General features: G+C 61.1%; 17 protein-coding genes. 10 read left to right on the top strand and 7 right to left on the bottom strand.

What is annotated here, in order from left to right; genetic code table 11:
• Positions 1-8: 8 nt before the first annotated feature.
• From C9383_RS13825 to C9383_RS13815, 3 genes are all read right to left on the bottom strand, one after another.
• Complete coding sequence (locus C9383_RS13825; protein WP_090366566.1) at positions 9-392, bottom strand: DNA polymerase III subunit chi; 384 nt, start codon at positions 390-392, stop codon at positions 9-11.
• A gap of 7 nt (positions 393-399) precedes the next feature.
• Positions 400-828 carry a DNA polymerase III subunit chi gene (locus C9383_RS13820; RefSeq protein ID WP_060754987.1) on the bottom strand — a complete coding sequence of 143 codons (429 nt, stop codon included), beginning with the start codon at positions 826-828 and terminating at the stop codon, positions 400-402.
• Positions 829-984: 156 nt separating this feature from the next.
• The gene (locus C9383_RS13815) at positions 985-2,475 is read right to left on the bottom strand and encodes a leucyl aminopeptidase (RefSeq protein WP_090366564.1); all 1,491 of its coding nucleotides are present in this window, start codon (positions 2,473-2,475) and stop codon (positions 985-987) included.
• 283 nt (positions 2,476-2,758) lie between these two features.
• Here C9383_RS13815 and lptF point away from each other — a divergent pair, with 283 nt between their 5' ends.
• The 10 genes from lptF (at position 2,759) to tadA (ending at position 13,124) form a co-directional block, all read left to right on the top strand.
• Positions 2,759-3,877, top strand: coding sequence for an LPS export ABC transporter permease LptF (gene lptF / locus C9383_RS13810; protein ID WP_090366562.1), 1,119 nt, complete (start codon positions 2,759-2,761; stop codon positions 3,875-3,877).
• Complete coding sequence (lptG, locus tag C9383_RS13805) at positions 3,870-4,949, top strand: LPS export ABC transporter permease LptG (RefSeq protein WP_060754984.1); 1,080 nt, start codon at positions 3,870-3,872, stop codon at positions 4,947-4,949. The genes lptF and lptG overlap by 8 nt, the downstream gene beginning before the upstream one ends.
• A 151-nt stretch (positions 4,950-5,100) precedes the next feature.
• Positions 5,101-6,900, top strand: a complete 1,800-nt coding sequence (gene lepA / locus C9383_RS13800; protein WP_090366560.1) for a translation elongation factor 4 — start codon at positions 5,101-5,103, stop codon at positions 6,898-6,900.
• Between the two features lie 5 nt (positions 6,901-6,905).
• A complete protein-coding gene (gene lepB / locus C9383_RS13795; RefSeq protein WP_060754982.1) occupies positions 6,906-7,760 on the top strand; it encodes a signal peptidase I in 855 nt (284 codons plus the stop codon).
• 152 nt (positions 7,761-7,912) lie between these two features.
• Complete coding sequence (rnc, locus tag C9383_RS13790) at positions 7,913-8,602, top strand: ribonuclease III (RefSeq protein ID WP_033902449.1); 690 nt, start codon at positions 7,913-7,915, stop codon at positions 8,600-8,602.
• The gene (era, locus tag C9383_RS13785; protein WP_016978271.1) at positions 8,595-9,497 is read left to right on the top strand and encodes a GTPase Era; all 903 of its coding nucleotides are present in this window, start codon (positions 8,595-8,597) and stop codon (positions 9,495-9,497) included. The genes rnc and era overlap by 8 nt, the downstream gene beginning before the upstream one ends.
• Before the next feature lie 158 nt (positions 9,498-9,655).
• Positions 9,656-10,339 carry a DNA repair protein RecO gene (gene recO, locus C9383_RS13780; RefSeq protein ID WP_060754486.1) on the top strand — a complete coding sequence of 228 codons (684 nt, stop codon included), beginning with the start codon at positions 9,656-9,658 and terminating at the stop codon, positions 10,337-10,339.
• A gap of 51 nt (positions 10,340-10,390) precedes the next feature.
• Positions 10,391-11,134 carry a pyridoxine 5'-phosphate synthase gene (gene pdxJ / locus C9383_RS13775; RefSeq protein WP_060754485.1) on the top strand — a complete coding sequence of 248 codons (744 nt, stop codon included), beginning with the start codon at positions 10,391-10,393 and terminating at the stop codon, positions 11,132-11,134.
• Positions 11,135-11,250: 116 nt separating this feature from the next.
• On the top strand, positions 11,251-12,627 hold the full coding sequence (locus C9383_RS13770; RefSeq protein WP_104996208.1) for a multicopper oxidase family protein: 1,377 nt from the start codon (positions 11,251-11,253) through the stop codon (positions 12,625-12,627).
• Positions 12,627-13,124 (top strand): tRNA adenosine(34) deaminase TadA, encoded by a 498-nt coding sequence (gene tadA / locus C9383_RS13765; RefSeq protein ID WP_060754484.1) that lies wholly within the window; start codon positions 12,627-12,629, stop codon positions 13,122-13,124. The genes C9383_RS13770 and tadA overlap by 1 nt, the downstream gene beginning before the upstream one ends.
• Positions 13,125-13,268: 144 nt before the next feature.
• On the opposite strand, the gene cmoB is transcribed toward tadA, so the two are convergent.
• From cmoB to C9383_RS13745, 4 genes are read right to left on the bottom strand one after another with little or no spacing between them, the layout of a single operon-like run.
• A complete protein-coding gene (gene cmoB / locus C9383_RS13760) occupies positions 13,269-14,225 on the bottom strand; it encodes a tRNA 5-methoxyuridine(34)/uridine 5-oxyacetic acid(34) synthase CmoB (RefSeq protein WP_060754483.1) in 957 nt (318 codons plus the stop codon).
• Positions 14,222-14,965, bottom strand: a complete 744-nt coding sequence (gene cmoA / locus C9383_RS13755) for a carboxy-S-adenosyl-L-methionine synthase CmoA (RefSeq protein ID WP_090366557.1) — start codon at positions 14,963-14,965, stop codon at positions 14,222-14,224. The genes cmoB and cmoA overlap by 4 nt, the downstream gene beginning before the upstream one ends.
• A 36-nt stretch (positions 14,966-15,001) precedes the next feature.
• The gene (locus C9383_RS13750; RefSeq protein WP_090366555.1) at positions 15,002-15,658 is read right to left on the bottom strand and encodes a lysoplasmalogenase; all 657 of its coding nucleotides are present in this window, start codon (positions 15,656-15,658) and stop codon (positions 15,002-15,004) included.
• Between the two features lies 1 nt (position 15,659).
• Positions 15,660-16,049, bottom strand: coding sequence for a protease inhibitor I42 family protein (locus C9383_RS13745; RefSeq protein WP_090366553.1), 390 nt, complete (start codon positions 16,047-16,049; stop codon positions 15,660-15,662).
• Positions 16,050-16,258: the final 209 nt, after the last annotated feature.

Below are 16,258 nucleotides of genomic sequence, written 5' to 3'. Positions count from 1 at the left end.
TGTTTGATTTAAGACTGGTACTGGCTGAGCAACCGTTCCATCCTCGCATCCAGGCGGCGCTTGATCTCGGTTTCGATGTGCGGGGCAAAGTCGTCGATCACGTCCTGCATGATCAGTTGCGCGGCGGCGCGCAGTTCGTTGTCCAGGTGCAGCAGCAGGGCGTCTGGCGCTTTTTCGACGGGGGCTGGCTCGACGGCGGGCGCCTGGGCAACCGGTTCCGGTGCGACGGGTTTGCCGCCGACCATGTCGAACAGCAGCGGAATCTGTACCTCGCCTTCGACCGTCTCGGTCAGCAGCGGCGGTTGCAAGTCATCATCACCCAGCAACTTGCGGATCGACTCCAGGTCGTCCAGCAGGTGGTCGTCTTTTTTTAAAGGGTTGGAAGTGTCCATCATTTACTCAAAGTCGTTGTAGCCGGTGATCTTGCAGAGGATAGCCCTGTTCGCGGTAGAAACGGAAACTCTCCCGCGCGGCCTGACGAATAGCCGGATCTTCCACCACCACTTCCGCCACCCGGGCGAACGCCTTGGCAAAGGGCGGTACTTTCAGGTCGAGGTTGACCAGCAGGTCATGGTGATCGCCGCAGCTGTCGCCCAATCCCAGGACGACCAGGCCGTCGGGTTCGGATTCGGCGGGGCCGTGGGGCACGAAGCTTTCACCCTTGAAGCGCCACAGGCGGGCATCGAGCTCGTCACGTTGGGCGGCATCGCTGCAATGCAGGTAAATGCGGTGGCCCATGCGCCACGCCTTTTCGGTGAGTTTGCAGGCAAAGTCCAGGCGCGCGAGCGGGTCGGCGCTGGGCAATATATAGAAGTCGACTTGGGTCATTGCGGTTCCTGAACGGCCTCAACCGGGATAAAAGCGAGCGTATTGTGGCGAGCAAGCTTGCTTGCGCCGGGGCGCGCAGCGGCCCCAGAAAAGCTGGGGACTGCTGCGCAGTCCAGCGGGAGCAAGCTCCCTCGCCACGATATGCTCGCTCCAGGGTTAGGCCTTGGCGCGATCCAGCAGGTACTGGGTCAGCAGTGGAACCGGACGACCAGTGGCGCCCTTGTCCTTGCCGCCGCTGGTCCAGGCCGTGCCGGCGATGTCCAGGTGCGCCCAGTTGAAGTTCTTGGCGAAGCGCGACAGGAAGCAGGCCGCGGTGATGGTGCCGGCTTTCGGGCCGCCGATGTTGGCGATATCGGCAAACGGGCTATCCAGCTGTTCCTGGTACTCATCGAACAGCGGCAGTTGCCAGGCGCGGTCGTCGGCGGCTTTACCGGCGCTGAGCAGTTGCTCGATCAGCTCGTCGTTGTTGCCCAACAGACCCGAGGTGTGGGAACCCAGGGCGACGATGCAGGCACCGGTGAGGGTGGCGATATCGATCACGGCCTGCGGCTTGAAGCGTTCGGCGTAGGTGAGGGCATCGCACAGCACCAGGCGGCCTTCGGCGTCGGTGTTGAGGATTTCGACGGTCTGGCCGCTCAGGGTGGTGACGATGTCGCCTGGGCGCGAAGCGCCGCCGCTCGGCATGTTCTCGGCACAGGCCAGGATGCACACCAGGTTGATCGGCAGTTTCAGCTCCAGCACGGCACGCAGGGTACCGAAGACGCTGGCGGCGCCGCCCATGTCGTACTTCATCTCATCCATGCCCAGGCCAGGCTTGAGGCTGATGCCGCCGGTGTCGAAGGTGATGCCTTTACCCACCAGGGCGTAAGGCTTCTCGGACTTCTTGCCGCCGTTGTATTGCATCACGATCAGGCGTGGCGGCTGGTCGCTGCCCTGGCCCACGGCATAGAACGAGCCCATGCCCAGTTCCTTGATCTTCTTCTCGTCGAGCACTTCGACTTTCAAGCCTTTGAACTCTTTACCCAGTGCCTTGGCCTGTTCGCCGAGGAAGGTCGGATGGCAGATGTTCGGCGGCAGGTTGCCGAGGTCGCGGGTGAACGACATCCCATTGGCGATGGCCTGGGCGTGGGTCACGGCGCGCTGGACTTCAGCCTGGGCGGCCTTGATGGTCAGCAGGGTGATTTTTTTCAGGGCGCGGGGTTCGGCTTTCTGGCTCTTGAACTGGTCGAAGATGTAACCGCCGTCGACCAGGGTTTCGGCCAGCAGGCGCGTCTTGCCGTAGCTGTCGCGGCCTTTTACGACGATTTCATCGAGTGCCACCGTCGCTTCGCTACCGCCCAGGCCCTTGAGGGTGCTGAGGATGCCGCTGATGATCTTGCGGAACGGACGGTCGCCCAGTTCGGCGTCCTTGCCCACGCCAACCAGCAAGACGCGCTCGGCTTTGAGGTTGGGCAGGCTTTGCAGCAGCAGGCTCTGGCCGACTTTGCCGGCCAGGTCGCCGCGCTTGAGCACGGCGCTGATGGCGCCACCGCTCAATTCGTCCAGCTGCTTTGCGGCGGTGCCAAGTTTGCGGCCTTCGCCGACAGCGACCACGAGGGTGGCGGTTTTCAACGTTTCGGGGCTAACGCTTTTTACAACCAATTCCATTTTCGGGTCCCTTATCAAGGTCTGTGAGCCTGAGGTTTGTACGCAGGCTTTAACGCCTGGCGGCTTGGTAAACCGCCAGCGGCAAAGGCCGCAGTTTGAACCTCGCCGACGGAACCTGACAACCCTTGCCACATGCTTTGTGCACGCGCATGAGTAAGCTCCGTGACAGGCGCGGTCAATCACAGGATAATGCGCAATCTTTTTAGCCGGCCCGTGCAAACGGGTCGACTCGTTATGCTTGCTTGTTTGGCCGCCTTAGCCTGACAACCCTGGAGTGTCTGGTTTGATCGTCTTCCGTTATCTGTCCCGCGAAGTCCTGTTGACCCTGAGTGCCGTAAGTGCGGTATTGCTGGTCATCACCATGAGTGGTCGTTTCGTCAAATTCCTGGCCCAGGCCGCTTCCGGGGCTCTGGACCCGGGCTCGCTGTTCCTGATCATGGGCTTTCGCCTGCCGGGCTTCCTGCAGTTGATCCTGCCGCTTGGCCTGTTCCTGGGCATTCTGCTGGCCTATGGCCGGTTGTACCTCGAAAGTGAAATGACCGTGCTTTCGGCCACCGGCATGAGCCAGCAGCGTCTGCTGGCCATGACCATGGTGCCGGCTGCCGGTGTTGCCTTGGTGGTGGCATGGTTGAGCATGAGCCTGGCGCCCCAGGGCGCCATGCAGTTCCAGCTGCTGCTGAACAAACAGGATGCGATGACCGAGTTCGACACCCTGGAGCCCGGGCGCTTCCAGGCGCTCAACGACGGCACGCGGGTGACCTATACCGAAACCATGACCGATGACCGCTCCAACCTCGGTGGTGTGTTCATTTCCCAGAAAAACTTCGGCCAGAACCAGAAAGACCGCGGCATTTCGATTCTGGTGGCCAATAGCGGGCGCCAGGAAGTACGCCCTGACGGCAGCCGCTACCTGATCCTGGAAAATGGCTATCGTTATGACGGCAGCCCTGGCCTCGCGGACTATCGGGCGATCAAGTACGACACTTATGGTGTGATGCTGGCCAAGCCTGAAATCAGTGAAGAGGTAACCGACCGCGACGCGCTCCCGACTGCCTCGTTGTTCGGCAGCCAGGAACTGCGCTCCATCGCCGAGTTGCAATGGCGGATTTCCCTGCCGCTGCTGGTGTTCATCGTGACCTTGATGGCCGTGCCGCTGTCCCGGGTCAACCCGCGCCAGGGCCGTTTCCTCAAGCTGCTGCCGGCGATCCTGCTGTACATGGCCTACCTGACCATCCTGATTTCCGCCCGTGGCTCCCTGGAGAAGGGCAGGTTGTCGCCGGCCCTGGGCCTGTGGTGGGTGCATGGGATATTCCTGGCGATCGGCCTGGGGCTGCTCTACTGGGAACCTATCCGTTTGAAAATGAAGAGCCGTCGTGGCCTGAAGGAGTTGGCCCGTGGCTAAGCTTGATCGCTATATAGGTAGCAGCGTACTGATCGCCATCCTGGCGGTGTTGGGCATCATCCTTGGCCTGGCCTCGTTGTTCGCTTTCATCGACGAAGTCGGCAACGTCACCGACACCTATACCGTCACGGACGTATTGAGCTTCGTCGCATTGACCGCGCCTCGTCGTGTCTACGACATGATGCCGATGGCGGCGCTGATCGGCTGCCTGATCGGCCTCGGCAGCCTGGCCAGCAGCAGCGAACTGACCATCATGCGTGCCGCCGGTGTGTCCATCGGGCGTATCGTCTGGGCGGTGATGAAGCCCATGCTCCTGCTGATGGCCTGCAGCGTGCTGGTCGGTGAATACGTAGCGCCGCCTGCCGAAGCCACGGCCCAGGCCAACCGCGCCCTGGCCCAGGGTTCGGGGGATGCGCAAAGCGCCAAGCACGGTCTGTGGCACCGCCAGGGAGACGAGTTCATCCATATCAACGCTGTGCAGCCGGGCGGCCTGTTGATCGGGGTAACCCGCTATACCTTCGACAAAGAGCGGCACATGCTGACTTCCAGCTTTGCCAAGCGTGCGCAGTACAGTGCCGAGAAGTGGGAGTTGAGTGATGTCACCACCACCTATTTCCGCAATGTGGGCCAAGGCACCAAGGCCAGCACCGAAGTGATCAACGTGGCCTCCGAGCCATGGGACATCGCCCTGAAGCCGGAACTGCTCAATACCGTGGTGATGGTCCCGGAAGCCCTGCCGATCTCCGGTTTGTGGAGCTATATCCACTACCTCAAGGACCAGGGCCTGAATAACGGCCGCTACTGGCTGGCGTTCTGGGTCAAGGTGCTGCAACCGGTGGTCACCGCTGCGTTGGTCTTGATGGCGATTTCCTTCATCTTCGGTCCGCTGCGTTCCGTGACCCTCGGCCAGCGGGTATTTACCGGCGTGCTGGTGGGCTTCACGTTCCGTATCGCCCAGGATCTGCTTGGCCCATCGAGCCTGGTGTTCGGTTTTTCTCCGCTGTTTGCGGTACTGGTGCCGACGGCGATCTGCGCCGTGGCCGGGTTGTGGCTGCTGCGCCGGGCCGGTTGATACTGCGCTTATGAACAAAAAATGCCCCGGTCGAGAGATCGGGGCATTTTTGTTCTGGTCAGCAAAGATGACGTCTGGCCTGAGCATCAGGTACAATTCCCGGCTATTTTTCAGCGGGCAATCTGCCTGCAGCCTTTTTGAGTGTTGACCCGTGAGTGATTTGAGTCATATCCGCAATTTCTCCATCATCGCCCACATTGACCATGGCAAGTCGACGCTGGCCGATCGATTCATCCAGATGTGCGGCGGCCTCGCCGAGCGTGAAATGGAAGCCCAGGTACTGGATTCCATGGACCTCGAGCGCGAGCGCGGGATCACCATCAAGGCCCACAGCGTTACTTTGTACTACAAGGCCAAAGACGGCATTACCTACCAGTTGAACTTCATCGACACCCCAGGCCACGTCGATTTCACTTACGAAGTCAGCCGTTCCCTGGCGGCCTGCGAAGGTGCCTTGCTGGTGGTTGACGCCGGCCAGGGCGTTGAAGCGCAGTCGGTTGCCAACTGCTACACCGCGATCGAGCAGGGCCTGGAAGTGATGCCCGTGCTGAACAAGATCGACTTGCCCCAGGCCGAGCCTGAGCGCGTCAAGGAAGAGATCGAGAAGATCATCGGCATCGATGCCACCGACGCCGTCACCTGCAGCGCCAAGACCGGCCTGGGTGTCGACGAAGTGCTCGAGCGCCTGGTGCACACCATTCCCGCCCCGACCGGCAACATCGAAGACCCGCTGCAAGCGTTGATCATCGACTCCTGGTTCGACAACTACCTGGGCGTTGTTTCCCTGGTCCGCGTGCGCCACGGCCGCGTGAAGAAGGGCGACAAGATCCTGGTCAAGTCCACCGGCAAGATCCACCTGGTGGACAGCGTCGGTGTATTCAACCCGAAACACACCGCGACCGCTGATCTGAAAGCCGGTGAAGTAGGTTTCATCATCGCCGGTATCAAGGACATTCACGGTGCGCCAGTGGGTGACACCCTGACCTTGAGCAGCACGCCGGACGTCGACGTACTGCCGGGCTTCAAGCGCATTCAGCCACAGGTCTACGCCGGGCTGTTCCCGGTCAGTTCGGACGACTTCGAAGATTTCCGCGAAGCCCTGCAAAAACTGACCCTCAACGACTCGTCGTTGCAGTACACCCCGGAAAGCTCCGACGCCCTGGGCTTCGGCTTCCGTTGCGGGTTCCTGGGCATGCTGCACATGGAAATCATCCAGGAGCGCCTTGAGCGCGAATACGATCTGGACCTGATCACCACCGCGCCAACGGTTATTTTTGAACTGTTGCTGAAAACCGGTGAAACGATTTACGTCGATAACCCGTCCAAGCTCCCGGATCTGTCGGCGATCGAAGACATGCGCGAGCCTATCGTGCGGGCCAATATCCTGGTTCCGCAGGAGCACTTGGGCAACGTCATCACCTTGTGCATCGAGAAGCGTGGCGTCCAGCGCGACATGCTGTTCCTCGGTACGCAGGTGCAAGTGACCTACGATATGCCGATGAACGAAGTGGTTCTGGACTTCTTCGACCGCCTCAAGTCCACCAGTCGCGGCTATGCTTCGCTGGATTACCATTTCGATCGTTACCAATCGGCTAATCTGGTGAAACTGGATGTGCTGATCAACGGCGACAAGGTAGATGCACTGGCGTTGATCGTGCACAAGGACAACGCGCATTACAAAGGTCGGCAGTTGACCGAGAAGATGAAAGAACTGATACCGCGCCAGATGTTCGACGTCGCGATCCAGGCCGCCATCGGCGGGCAGATCATTGCGCGGACCTCCGTCAAGGCTCTCAGAAAGAACGTACTGGCCAAATGCTACGGCGGTGACGTAAGCCGTAAGCGCAAGCTGCTTGAGAAGCAAAAGGCCGGTAAAAAACGCATGAAGCAAGTAGGTAACGTGGAAGTTCCACAAGAAGCCTTCCTTGCGGTGCTCAGGTTGGATAGTTAGGTCCTATGTCGCTAAATTTCCCGCTGTTGCTGGTCATCGCCGTTGCCGTTTGCGGTCTCCTGGCGTTGCTCGATCTGGTGTTCTTCGCCCCGCGTCGGCGGGCGGCTATCGCCTCCTATCAGGGCAGCGTCAGCCAGCCCGATGCGGTGGTGGTCGAAAAGCTGAACAAAGAGCCCCTGCTGGTTGAATACGGCAAGTCGTTCTTCCCGGTACTGTTCATCGTGCTGGTGTTGCGCTCGTTCCTGGTGGAGCCGTTTCAGATCCCGTCGGGGTCGATGAAACCTACCCTGGACGTGGGCGACTTCATCCTGGTGAACAAGTTCTCCTACGGGATTCGCTTGCCGGTGATCGACAAGAAAGTCATCCCGGTGGGTGACCCGCAGCGCGGCGATGTGATGGTGTTCCGCTACCCAAGCGACCCGAACGTCAACTACATCAAGCGTGTCGTGGGCCTGCCGGGCGACGTGATCCGCTACACCAGCGACAAGCGTCTGTTCGTCAACGGTGAATCGGTGGCCGAGAAGCTGCTGGGCACCGAGCCGAACACCCTGGGCAGCGCCGAGCTGTACCAGGAAAAACTCGGTACGGTAGAGCACGAAATCCGCAAGGAAATGAGCCGCTACCGCGCAATGCCTGATGGCCAGTGGAAAGTGCCGGCCGGTCACTACTTCATGATGGGTGACAACCGGGACAACTCCAACGACAGCCGCTACTGGGATGACCCCAGCATTCCCAAGGACCTGCTGGGCATGGTTCCCGACGAGAACATTGTCGGCAAGGCCTTTGCGGTCTGGATGAGTTGGCCGGAACCCAAGCTCAGCCACCTGCCGAACTTCTCGCGGGTCGGGCTGATCAAGTAATACAGACGGCGCTGTTCACACAGCGCCGAATGCTTTTCTGGGGTTGGGACAAACATTGGCCCGGCTTCATGCGACACCAATCAGGATTTGAATTTGAACACTGCGTCAATCGTCGATGGCCGCCGGTGCCACCAACTAGATATGGATAAACCGTGACCGTTTCTCTAAGTCGTCTCGAGCGCCAGCTCGGCTACACCTTCAAGGACCAGGAATTGATGGTCCTTGCCCTCACACACCGCAGCTTTGCAGGGCGTAATAACGAGCGCCTGGAATTCCTCGGTGATGCCATCCTCAACTTCGTTGCCGGTGAGGCGCTGTTCGAGCGTTTCCCCCAAGCCCGTGAAGGCCAGCTGTCACGCCTGCGTGCACGGTTGGTGAAAGGCGAGACCCTGGCGGTACTGGCCCGTGGTTTTGGCCTGGGCGAATACCTGCGCCTGGGTTCCGGTGAATTGAAAAGCGGTGGTTTCCGCCGCGAGTCGATCCTGGCCGATGCCCTTGAGGCGCTGATCGGTGCGATCTACCTCGATGCCGGCATGGAAGCGGCGAAGGAGCGCGTCACTGCCTGGCTGACCTCCGAGATCGAGAGCCTGACGCTGGTCGATACCAACAAAGACCCCAAGACCCGCCTGCAGGAATTCCTGCAGTCGCGCGGTTGCGAACTGCCACGCTACGAAGTGGTGGACATCCAGGGTGAGCCCCATTGCCGCGTATTCTTCGTGGAATGTGAAATCACCTTACTGAACGAAAAAAGCCGAGGCCAGGGTGTGAGCCGTCGTATTGCCGAACAGGTAGCGGCCGCTGCAGCACTGATTGCCCTGGGCGTGGAGAATGGCCATGACTGATTCAACCGCAACACGCTGTGGCTATGTCGCCATCGTTGGACGCCCGAACGTGGGCAAGTCCACGTTGCTGAACCACATCCTGGGCCAGAAGCTCGCGATCACCTCGCGCAAGCCGCAGACTACCCGCCACAACATGCTGGGCATCAAGACCGAAGGCAACGTGCAAGCGGTCTACGTCGACACCCCGGGCATGCACAAAGGTGGCGAGAAAGCCCTCAACCGCTACATGAACAAGACGGCTTCGGCCGCGTTGAAAGACGTCGACGTGGTGATCTTCGTGGTTGACCGCACCAAGTGGACCGACGAAGACCAGATGGTTCTGGAGCGCGTGCAGTATGTCACCGGCCCGTTGATCGTCGCCCTGAACAAGACCGACCGCATCGAAGACAAAGCCGAGCTGATGCCGCACCTGAGCTGGCTGCAGGAACAACTGCCGAACGCCCAGATCATCCCGATTTCCGCCCAGCACGGGCACAATCTCGATGCGCTGGAGCGTGTGATCGCCGAGCACCTGCCGGAGAACGAGCACTTCTTCCCGGAAGACCAGATCACCGACCGCAGCAGCCGTTTCCTCGCCGCTGAACTGGTGCGCGAGAAAATCATGCGCCAGATGGGCGCCGAGCTGCCGTACCAGATCACCGTGGAAATCGAAGAGTTCAAGCAGCAGGGCAAGACCCTGCATATCCATGCGCTGATCCTCGTCGAGCGTGACGGCCAGAAGAAAATCATCATTGGCGACAAGGGCGAGCGCATCAAGCGCATCGGCACCGAAGCGCGCAAGGACATGGAGTTGCTGTTTGACTCCAAGATCATGCTCAACCTGTGGGTGAAGGTGAAAGGTGGTTGGTCCGATGATGAGCGCGCACTGCGCTCCCTGGGTTACGGCGACCTTTAAGCAGAACACCGCAGGACTGAAAATGTGGGAGGGGGCTTGCTCCCGATGGCGGTGGGTCAGTTAATACATAAGTGACTGACCACCGCCATCGGGAGCAAGCCCCCTCCCACATTCGGTTTGTGCAGTTTTCAAAAAATGCATTCCAGCAGTGAGCCTCCATGTCCCAGCCCACCAGCCAACCCGCCTACGTCCTGCACAGCCGCGCCTACCGCGAGACCAGTGCCCTGGTGGACTTCCTCACCCCTCAAGGCCGCCTGCGTGCGGTGTTGCGCAGCGCACGGGGTAAGGCGGGCACATTGGCGCGGCCGTTCGTGGCCCTGGATGTGGAGTTTCGCGGCAAGGGCGAGCTGAAAAACGTCGGCCGCATGGAAAGTCTGGGCACCTCGGCCTGGCTCAATGGCGAGGCGCTGTTCAGCGGCCTCTACCTCAACGAACTGCTGATCCGCCTGCTGCCCGCCGAAGACCCTCACCCGGCCGTTTTCGATCACTACGCCGCCACGCTGTTGGCCCTCGCCGAAGGCCGCCCCCTGGAACCGCTGCTGCGCGCCTTCGAATGGCGGTTGCTGGATGATCTGGGCTACGGCTTCGAACTCGCCAACGACCTGCACGGAGCACCGATCGCCGCTGATGGCATGTACCGCCTGCAAGTCGACGCCGGCCTTGAGCGTGTGTACCTGCTGCAACCCGGCCTGTTTCAGGGCACTGAGCTGCTGGCCATGAGCGAAGCCGATTGGAGCGCCCCGGGAGCCTTGTCCGCCGCCAAGCGCCTGATGCGCCAGGCCCTGGCCGTGCATCTGGGGGGGCGGCCACTGGTCAGTCGCGAGTTGTTTCGAAAGCCCTGACAACCCCGTGTATGCTGTGCAGCGTTTCTTTCCCTTTTCAGGAGCGCTTCCGTGACCACCAGCAACCGCATTCTTCTTGGCGTCAACATCGACCACGTCGCCACTCTGCGCCAGGCCCGGGGCACCCGTTACCCTGACCCGGTCAAGGCCGCGCTGGACGCTGAAGAAGCGGGCGCCGACGGCATCACCGTGCACCTGCGCGAAGACCGTCGCCATATCCAGGAGCGTGACGTGCTGGTGCTCAAGGATGTGCTGCAAACCCGCATGAACTTCGAAATGGGCGTCACCGAAGAAATGATGCAGTTCGCCGAACGCATCCGCCCGGCGCACATCTGCCTGGTGCCGGAAACTCGCCAGGAACTGACCACCGAAGGCGGTCTCGACGTCGCCGGCCAGGAAGCCCGGATCAAGGCGGCCGTGGAGCGCCTGTCGAAGATCGGCAGCGAAGTCTCACTGTTCATCGACGCCGACGAGCGCCAGATCGAAGCCTCGCGTCGTGTCGGCGCGCCGGCGATCGAACTGCATACCGGCCGTTACGCCGATGCCACCACGCCAACCGAAGTGGCCGAGGAACTGCAACGCATCATTGATGGCGTGAGCTGCGGCCTCAAGGCCGGCCTGATCGTCAATGCGGGCCATGGCCTGCACTACCACAACGTCGAAGCCGTGGCGGCGATCAAGGGCATCAACGAGTTGAACATTGGTCACGCGTTGGTGGCCCATGCGCTGTTCGTCGGTTTCAAAGGCGCCGTGGCCGAGATGAAGGCGCTGATCCTGGCCGCCGCCAAGGCTTGAGATCCCGTGTGGGAGCGGCTTGCTCCCACATGAGAAGTCTTACTGTTTAGACCCCGCCGGTGTATCGTATCTGCCCTTTGCAGGGCTTGGTCCTGCGGCAGATACGTGAGGTTGTTGTGTCCCGATCCTTTTCCCGTCGACAAATCCTGGGTGGCCTGGCCGGCCTTGCCGTAGTGGGCGTGGGGGCCGGTGGTGCCTATCGCTACTGGCTGGGGAAGGTCGCCGAGGCTGAAGCGGGGCACGACTACGAATTGATCGCCGCGCCCCTGGACGTGGAACTGGTGCCGGGACACAAGACCCAAGCCTGGGCGTTCGGCCCTTCGGCGCCGGGGACCGAGTTGCGCGTGCGCCAGGGCGAATGGTTGCGCGTGCGCTTCATCAACCACCTGCCGGTCGCTACCACGATCCACTGGCATGGCATTCGCCTGCCGCTGGAAATGGACGGCGTGCCGTACGTGTCACAGCTGCCGGTGTTGCCGGGTGAATACTTCGACTACAAATTCCGCGTTCCCGATGCCGGTAGCTACTGGTATCACCCCCACGTGAACAGCAGTGAAGAACTTGGCCGTGGCCTGGTCGGGCCGTTGATCATCGAAGAGCGCGAGCCTACAGGCTTCAAGCACGAACGCACCCTGAGCCTGAAAAGCTGGCACGTGGACGAGGAGGGCGCCTTTGTTGCTTTCAGCGTACCGCGTGAGGCGGCGCGTGGCGGTACTGCCGGGCGTTTGTCGACCATCAATGGCGTCTCCCAGGCGGTGATCGATTTGCCGGCCGGGCAGATTACCCGTGTGCGCCTGCTCAACCTCGATAACACCCTGACCTATCGTCTCAATATTCCCGATGCCGAAGCGCAGATCTACGCCCTGGACGGCAACCCCGTCGAGCCGCGCCCACTGGGCAAGGAGTACTGGCTGGGCCCTGGCATGCGGATTTGCCTGGCGATCAAGGCGCCGCCGGCGGGTGAAGAACTCTCCCTGCGCAACGGCCCGGTGCGCCTCGGTACCTTCCGCTCGGTGGCCAACACCGATGCACCCACCGAATGGCCTGCAGCCTTGCCGGCCAACCCGATCAGCGAGCCGGACCTGGCCAACGCCGAGAAACTCAACTTCAATTTCGAATGGGTGGGCACCGTGTCGGTGGACGACGGTAAACCGCCGAGCCTGTGGCAGATCAACGGCAAGGCTTGGGATATCACCGACAAGACCTGCGCCGACCGCCCGATTGCCAAGTTGGAAAAGGGCAAGAGCTACATTTTCGAATTGAAGAACATGACCCAGTACCAGCATCCGATCCACCTGCACGGCATGAGCTTCAAGGTGATCGCTTCAAACCGCCACAAGGTGATCCCGTACTTCACCGACACCTACCTGCTGGGCAAGAATGAGCGTGCCCGTGTGGCTTTGGTGGCGGATAACCCGGGGGTGTGGATGTTCCACTGCCACGTGATCGACCACATGGAAACCGGCCTGATGGCCGCCATCGAGGTGGCGTAATGCGCCAGATCCGTCCCGCAGCCATTATCGATCGCAGCCGCGACCAGGACTTCATGCGCGAAGCCCTGGCCCTCGCCGCTCAAGGCGCCGCATTGGGGGAAGTGCCGGTAGGCGCGGTGCTGGTGCAGGAGGGTGAAATCATCGGCCGCGGTTTCAACTGCCCCATCAGCGGCAACGACCCCAGTGCCCACGCCGAAATGGTCGCCATCCGCGCCGCCGCGCAGGCGATCAGCAATTATCGGCTGGTCGGCAGCACGCTGTATGTGACCCTGGAGCCGTGCAGCATGTGTGCCGGGCTGATCGTGCACTCGCGCATTGCGCGGGTGGTGTATGGCGCGCTGGAGCCCAAGGCCGGGATTGTGCAGAGCCAGGGGCAGTTTTTCACCCAGGGTTTTCTCAACCATCGGGTGTTATTTGAAGGGGGCGTACTGGCCGAGGAATGCGGCACGGTGCTCAGCGAATTCTTCAAGGCCCGCCGAGCCAAGCCATCTCTCTAAACAACCCTGGGGATTAAAAAATGTGGGAGGGGGCTTGCTCCCGATGGCGGCCTGTCAGTCAGTTTATGTGTGACTGATGCACCGCTATCGGGAGCAAGCCCCCTCCCACAATTTGATCTCTATTGCTTCAGTGAATGATCAGCGTTATTTCTTGGCGATGATCACCGCCCGCATCGGCGCCGGCAGCCCTTCGATGGTCTTGCTGTGATCATCGGGGTCGAGGAAATCACTCAACGACTGATACTTCATCCACTCCGTGCCACGCTGTTCCTCCACCGTCGTTACGCTGACGTCTACACAGCGCACCTCACTGAACCCGGCCCGTCGCAGCCACAGCATCAACGCCGGTACCGACGGCAGGAACCACACGTTACGCATCTGCGCGTAGCGATCTTCCGGCACCAGCACTTGCTGTTGGTCGCCTTCCACCACCAGGGTTTCCAGGACCAATTCGCCGCCTTTGACCAGGGTGTCTTTCAGCGCCAGCAAATGCTCGATCGGCGAGCGGCGGTGATAAAACACGCCCATGGAAAATACCGTATCGAAGCCTTCCAGATTCGCCGGCAGATCTTCGAACGGGAAGGGCAGGTGCCAGGCTTTGGGTTCGGACAAGTAACGCTGCACCGCCTGGAACTGGCAGAAGAACAGCCAGTTGGGGTCCACGCCGATCACGCTGTCAGCCCCGGCACCGAGCATGCGCCACATGTAGTAGCCGTTACCGCAGCCGACATCGAGGATGCGTTTGCCTTTCAAGTTCAGGTGAGGCGCCACCCGCGACCACTTCCAGTCCGAGCGCCATTCGGTGTCCACATGCACGCCGAACAGATGGAACGGCCCCTTGCGCCACGGGCTCAGGCCCATCAACGCGGTGCGCATCTGTGCGCGGGTGGCATCGTCGCAGTCGGTGTCGAGTGTCAGCCCATTGATCAGGTCGACTTCGCTGGGCTGGATCTGCGGCAGCGCGTCCAACGCACTCTGCCAACGCTCCAAGTCGCCATGACCCTTTTCCATCTTGCTATCGAGTTGCGCTTGCAGGCCCTGGGCCCACACGGCCAGGGGAGTGCCGACCAAGTGGCGGGCGAGGGGAGACAGATCAATCATGGCAAGGCAATCAACGAGGCAAAGTTAAGACACTGGAACCACGGCACGACTTTCGAGAATCCGGCGGCCAGCAGGCGTTCGCGGTGTTCTTCGAGGCTGTCGGGCTTCATGACGTTTTCGATGGCGCTGCGCTTCTGGGCAATTTCCAGTTCGCTGTAGCCGTTGGCGCGCTTGAACGCGATATGCAGGTCGGTGAGCAACGCATGCTCTTCAGGATCATTGAAGCGCAGCTTTTCCGACAGGATCAACGCACCGCCCGGCAGCAGCGACTGGCGGATGCGCGTCAGCAGGCCCAGGCGTTCGGCGGGATCGATAAATTGCAGAGTGAAGTTCAACGCCACCACCGAGGCCGGCTGGAACTGCAGCGCGAGGATATCGCCCTCGATGACTTCAACCGGCAACAGCTCCTGGAACATCGAGTCCTGGCCATTGAGGTATTCGCGGCAGCGCTCGACCATCGCCGCCGAGTTATCCACCGCGATCACCCGGCAACCGTCGGTGCGCACATGGCGGCGCAGGGCCTGGGTCACCGCCCCGAGGGACGCGCCCAGGTCGTAGAGCACGCTGTTGGGTTGGGCAAACTGCGCCGCGAGCACGCCGAGGTTCTCGACGATGGTCGGGTAACCCGGCACCGAGCGCTTGATCATGTCCGGGAACACCCGCACCACGTCCTCGTTAAAGGCGAAGTCCGGCACCTGGGGCAGGGGCTGGGCGAATAGGCGATCGGGTTCTTTGCTCACGGTTGTTCCGGCATTGATGTGGAAAAGGCCGGCATTTTAGCCAAGTTGGCCCGCGTGTGCGCGGGTTGTCTGATGGAAAGCCGAGGCGGTGATGCCCCACTGGCCGAGCCAGTAGGTGACGATCAATAGATAGGGCGCCGCGTCGAACGACACGACGAACCGATTGATGCCGATCAGCGTATCGGAAAACACAAATGACAGCGCTCCCGCAGCCGCCAGCAGTGCCGAGCGTTTTGGCACGTCGCTGCCCAGCCGTGCCAGTGCACGCCAGAGCATGGCGCTGATCACCGCTGCGTAAATCACTACCGGTATCAGCAAATCACCCAGGCCGTGGGCGATCAGGATGCTCAACAGCACGGCTCCCACCCCCAGCGCCAGTATCAATGGCAGCAGCGCCAAGCGCCGGCAGTCGCTGAAATACGCCTTGAGATACGCCAGGTGTGCGAATAGAAATGCACCCAGGCCAAAGATAAACAGGTCGCCCGGCCAAGCGAGCAATACATCGCCTACCAGGGAAAAAATGAGCCCCAGGCTGATCCAGCGTCGATAGTCGGTGGGCGGCGCATCATGCAGCCAACCCAGCAGCGCAAGCACCGGCATGGGTTTGACCAGCAGGCACAACAGTGCCGCGTGAGTGCTCAGGCCGTAGATAAAGGTGCCGGCACCCATCAACGCAAGGATCAGCCAGGGCATATCAGTTCACCGTAATGGCGCAGTCGAAGGTCTCAGTGGGTTCGGCTTCCGGCTCCCAAGGCTGCTGGGAGGTCAGGCGCAAACGGCCCTGGCCTGCGGCAAACGCCTGGAAGCGCCAGGTGGATTGGCCGCCGCCGCCGATCACGCCGGATTCCGCGCTGCTGTAGACCTCCGGGCTCAGGGCGCGCAGCACGCCGCCGGCGGAGTCCTGGATGGCCCAGCGGTAACCGGTGGTGGGGTTGCTGGGTAGGGTGAGGATCAGGTTTTGCCCGGATTTAAGCTGGAGCGGGCAGGCGCTTTGGCTGTCCACGGTGACGTTTTGCTTCGGCGCACTGGCACACGCGGCGAGCAGAGCAAAGCTCAGGGGGAGTAGCAGGCGGGCAGCGGTCATGGAGCCTCCGTTCATTTACGACGAACGGCGAGCATAACCGAAGATGAGACAAGGTGTGACAAGCTGCTGTAGTGAGCGGGCTTGCCCTAATGCCAGTCAGTTAAGCGATAAAGTGGGCGATGAATAAATTGTGGGAGGGGGCTTGCTCCCGATAGGCCGCGCAGCGGCCTCAAAAATGGGCCTGCTACGCAGTCCATCGGGAGCAAGCC

Origin of the sequence: Pseudomonas palleroniana (assembly GCF_003031675.1) — a bacterium.
Lineage (GTDB): Bacteria > Pseudomonadota > Gammaproteobacteria > Pseudomonadales > Pseudomonadaceae > Aquipseudomonas > Aquipseudomonas palleroniana.
Note: the sequence above shows the minus strand (reverse complement) of the source record. Positions and strands in the feature narration are given on the sequence as shown.

Coding starts and splice junctions, on each gene's coding strand:
- cmoB (WP_060754483.1), bottom strand. CDS start 14,225: ATGATTGATCTGTCTCCCCTCGCCCGCCACTTGGTCGGCACTCCCCTG.
- recO (WP_060754486.1), top strand. CDS start 9,656: ATGTCCCAGCCCACCAGCCAACCCGCCTACGTCCTGCACAGCCGCGCC.
- era (WP_016978271.1), top strand. CDS start 8,595: ATGACTGATTCAACCGCAACACGCTGTGGCTATGTCGCCATCGTTGGA.
- C9383_RS13745 (WP_090366553.1), bottom strand. CDS start 16,049: ATGACCGCTGCCCGCCTGCTACTCCCCCTGAGCTTTGCTCTGCTCGCC.
- C9383_RS13825 (WP_090366566.1), bottom strand. CDS start 392: ATGGACACTTCCAACCCTTTAAAAAAAGACGACCACCTGCTGGACGAC.
- C9383_RS13815 (WP_090366564.1), bottom strand. CDS start 2,475: ATGGAATTGGTTGTAAAAAGCGTTAGCCCCGAAACGTTGAAAACCGCC.
- tadA (WP_060754484.1), top strand. CDS start 12,627: ATGCGCCAGATCCGTCCCGCAGCCATTATCGATCGCAGCCGCGACCAG.
- C9383_RS13750 (WP_090366555.1), bottom strand. CDS start 15,658: ATGCCCTGGCTGATCCTTGCGTTGATGGGTGCCGGCACCTTTATCTAC.
- lepB (WP_060754982.1), top strand. CDS start 6,906: ATGTCGCTAAATTTCCCGCTGTTGCTGGTCATCGCCGTTGCCGTTTGC.
- C9383_RS13820 (WP_060754987.1), bottom strand. CDS start 828: ATGACCCAAGTCGACTTCTATATATTGCCCAGCGCCGACCCGCTCGCG.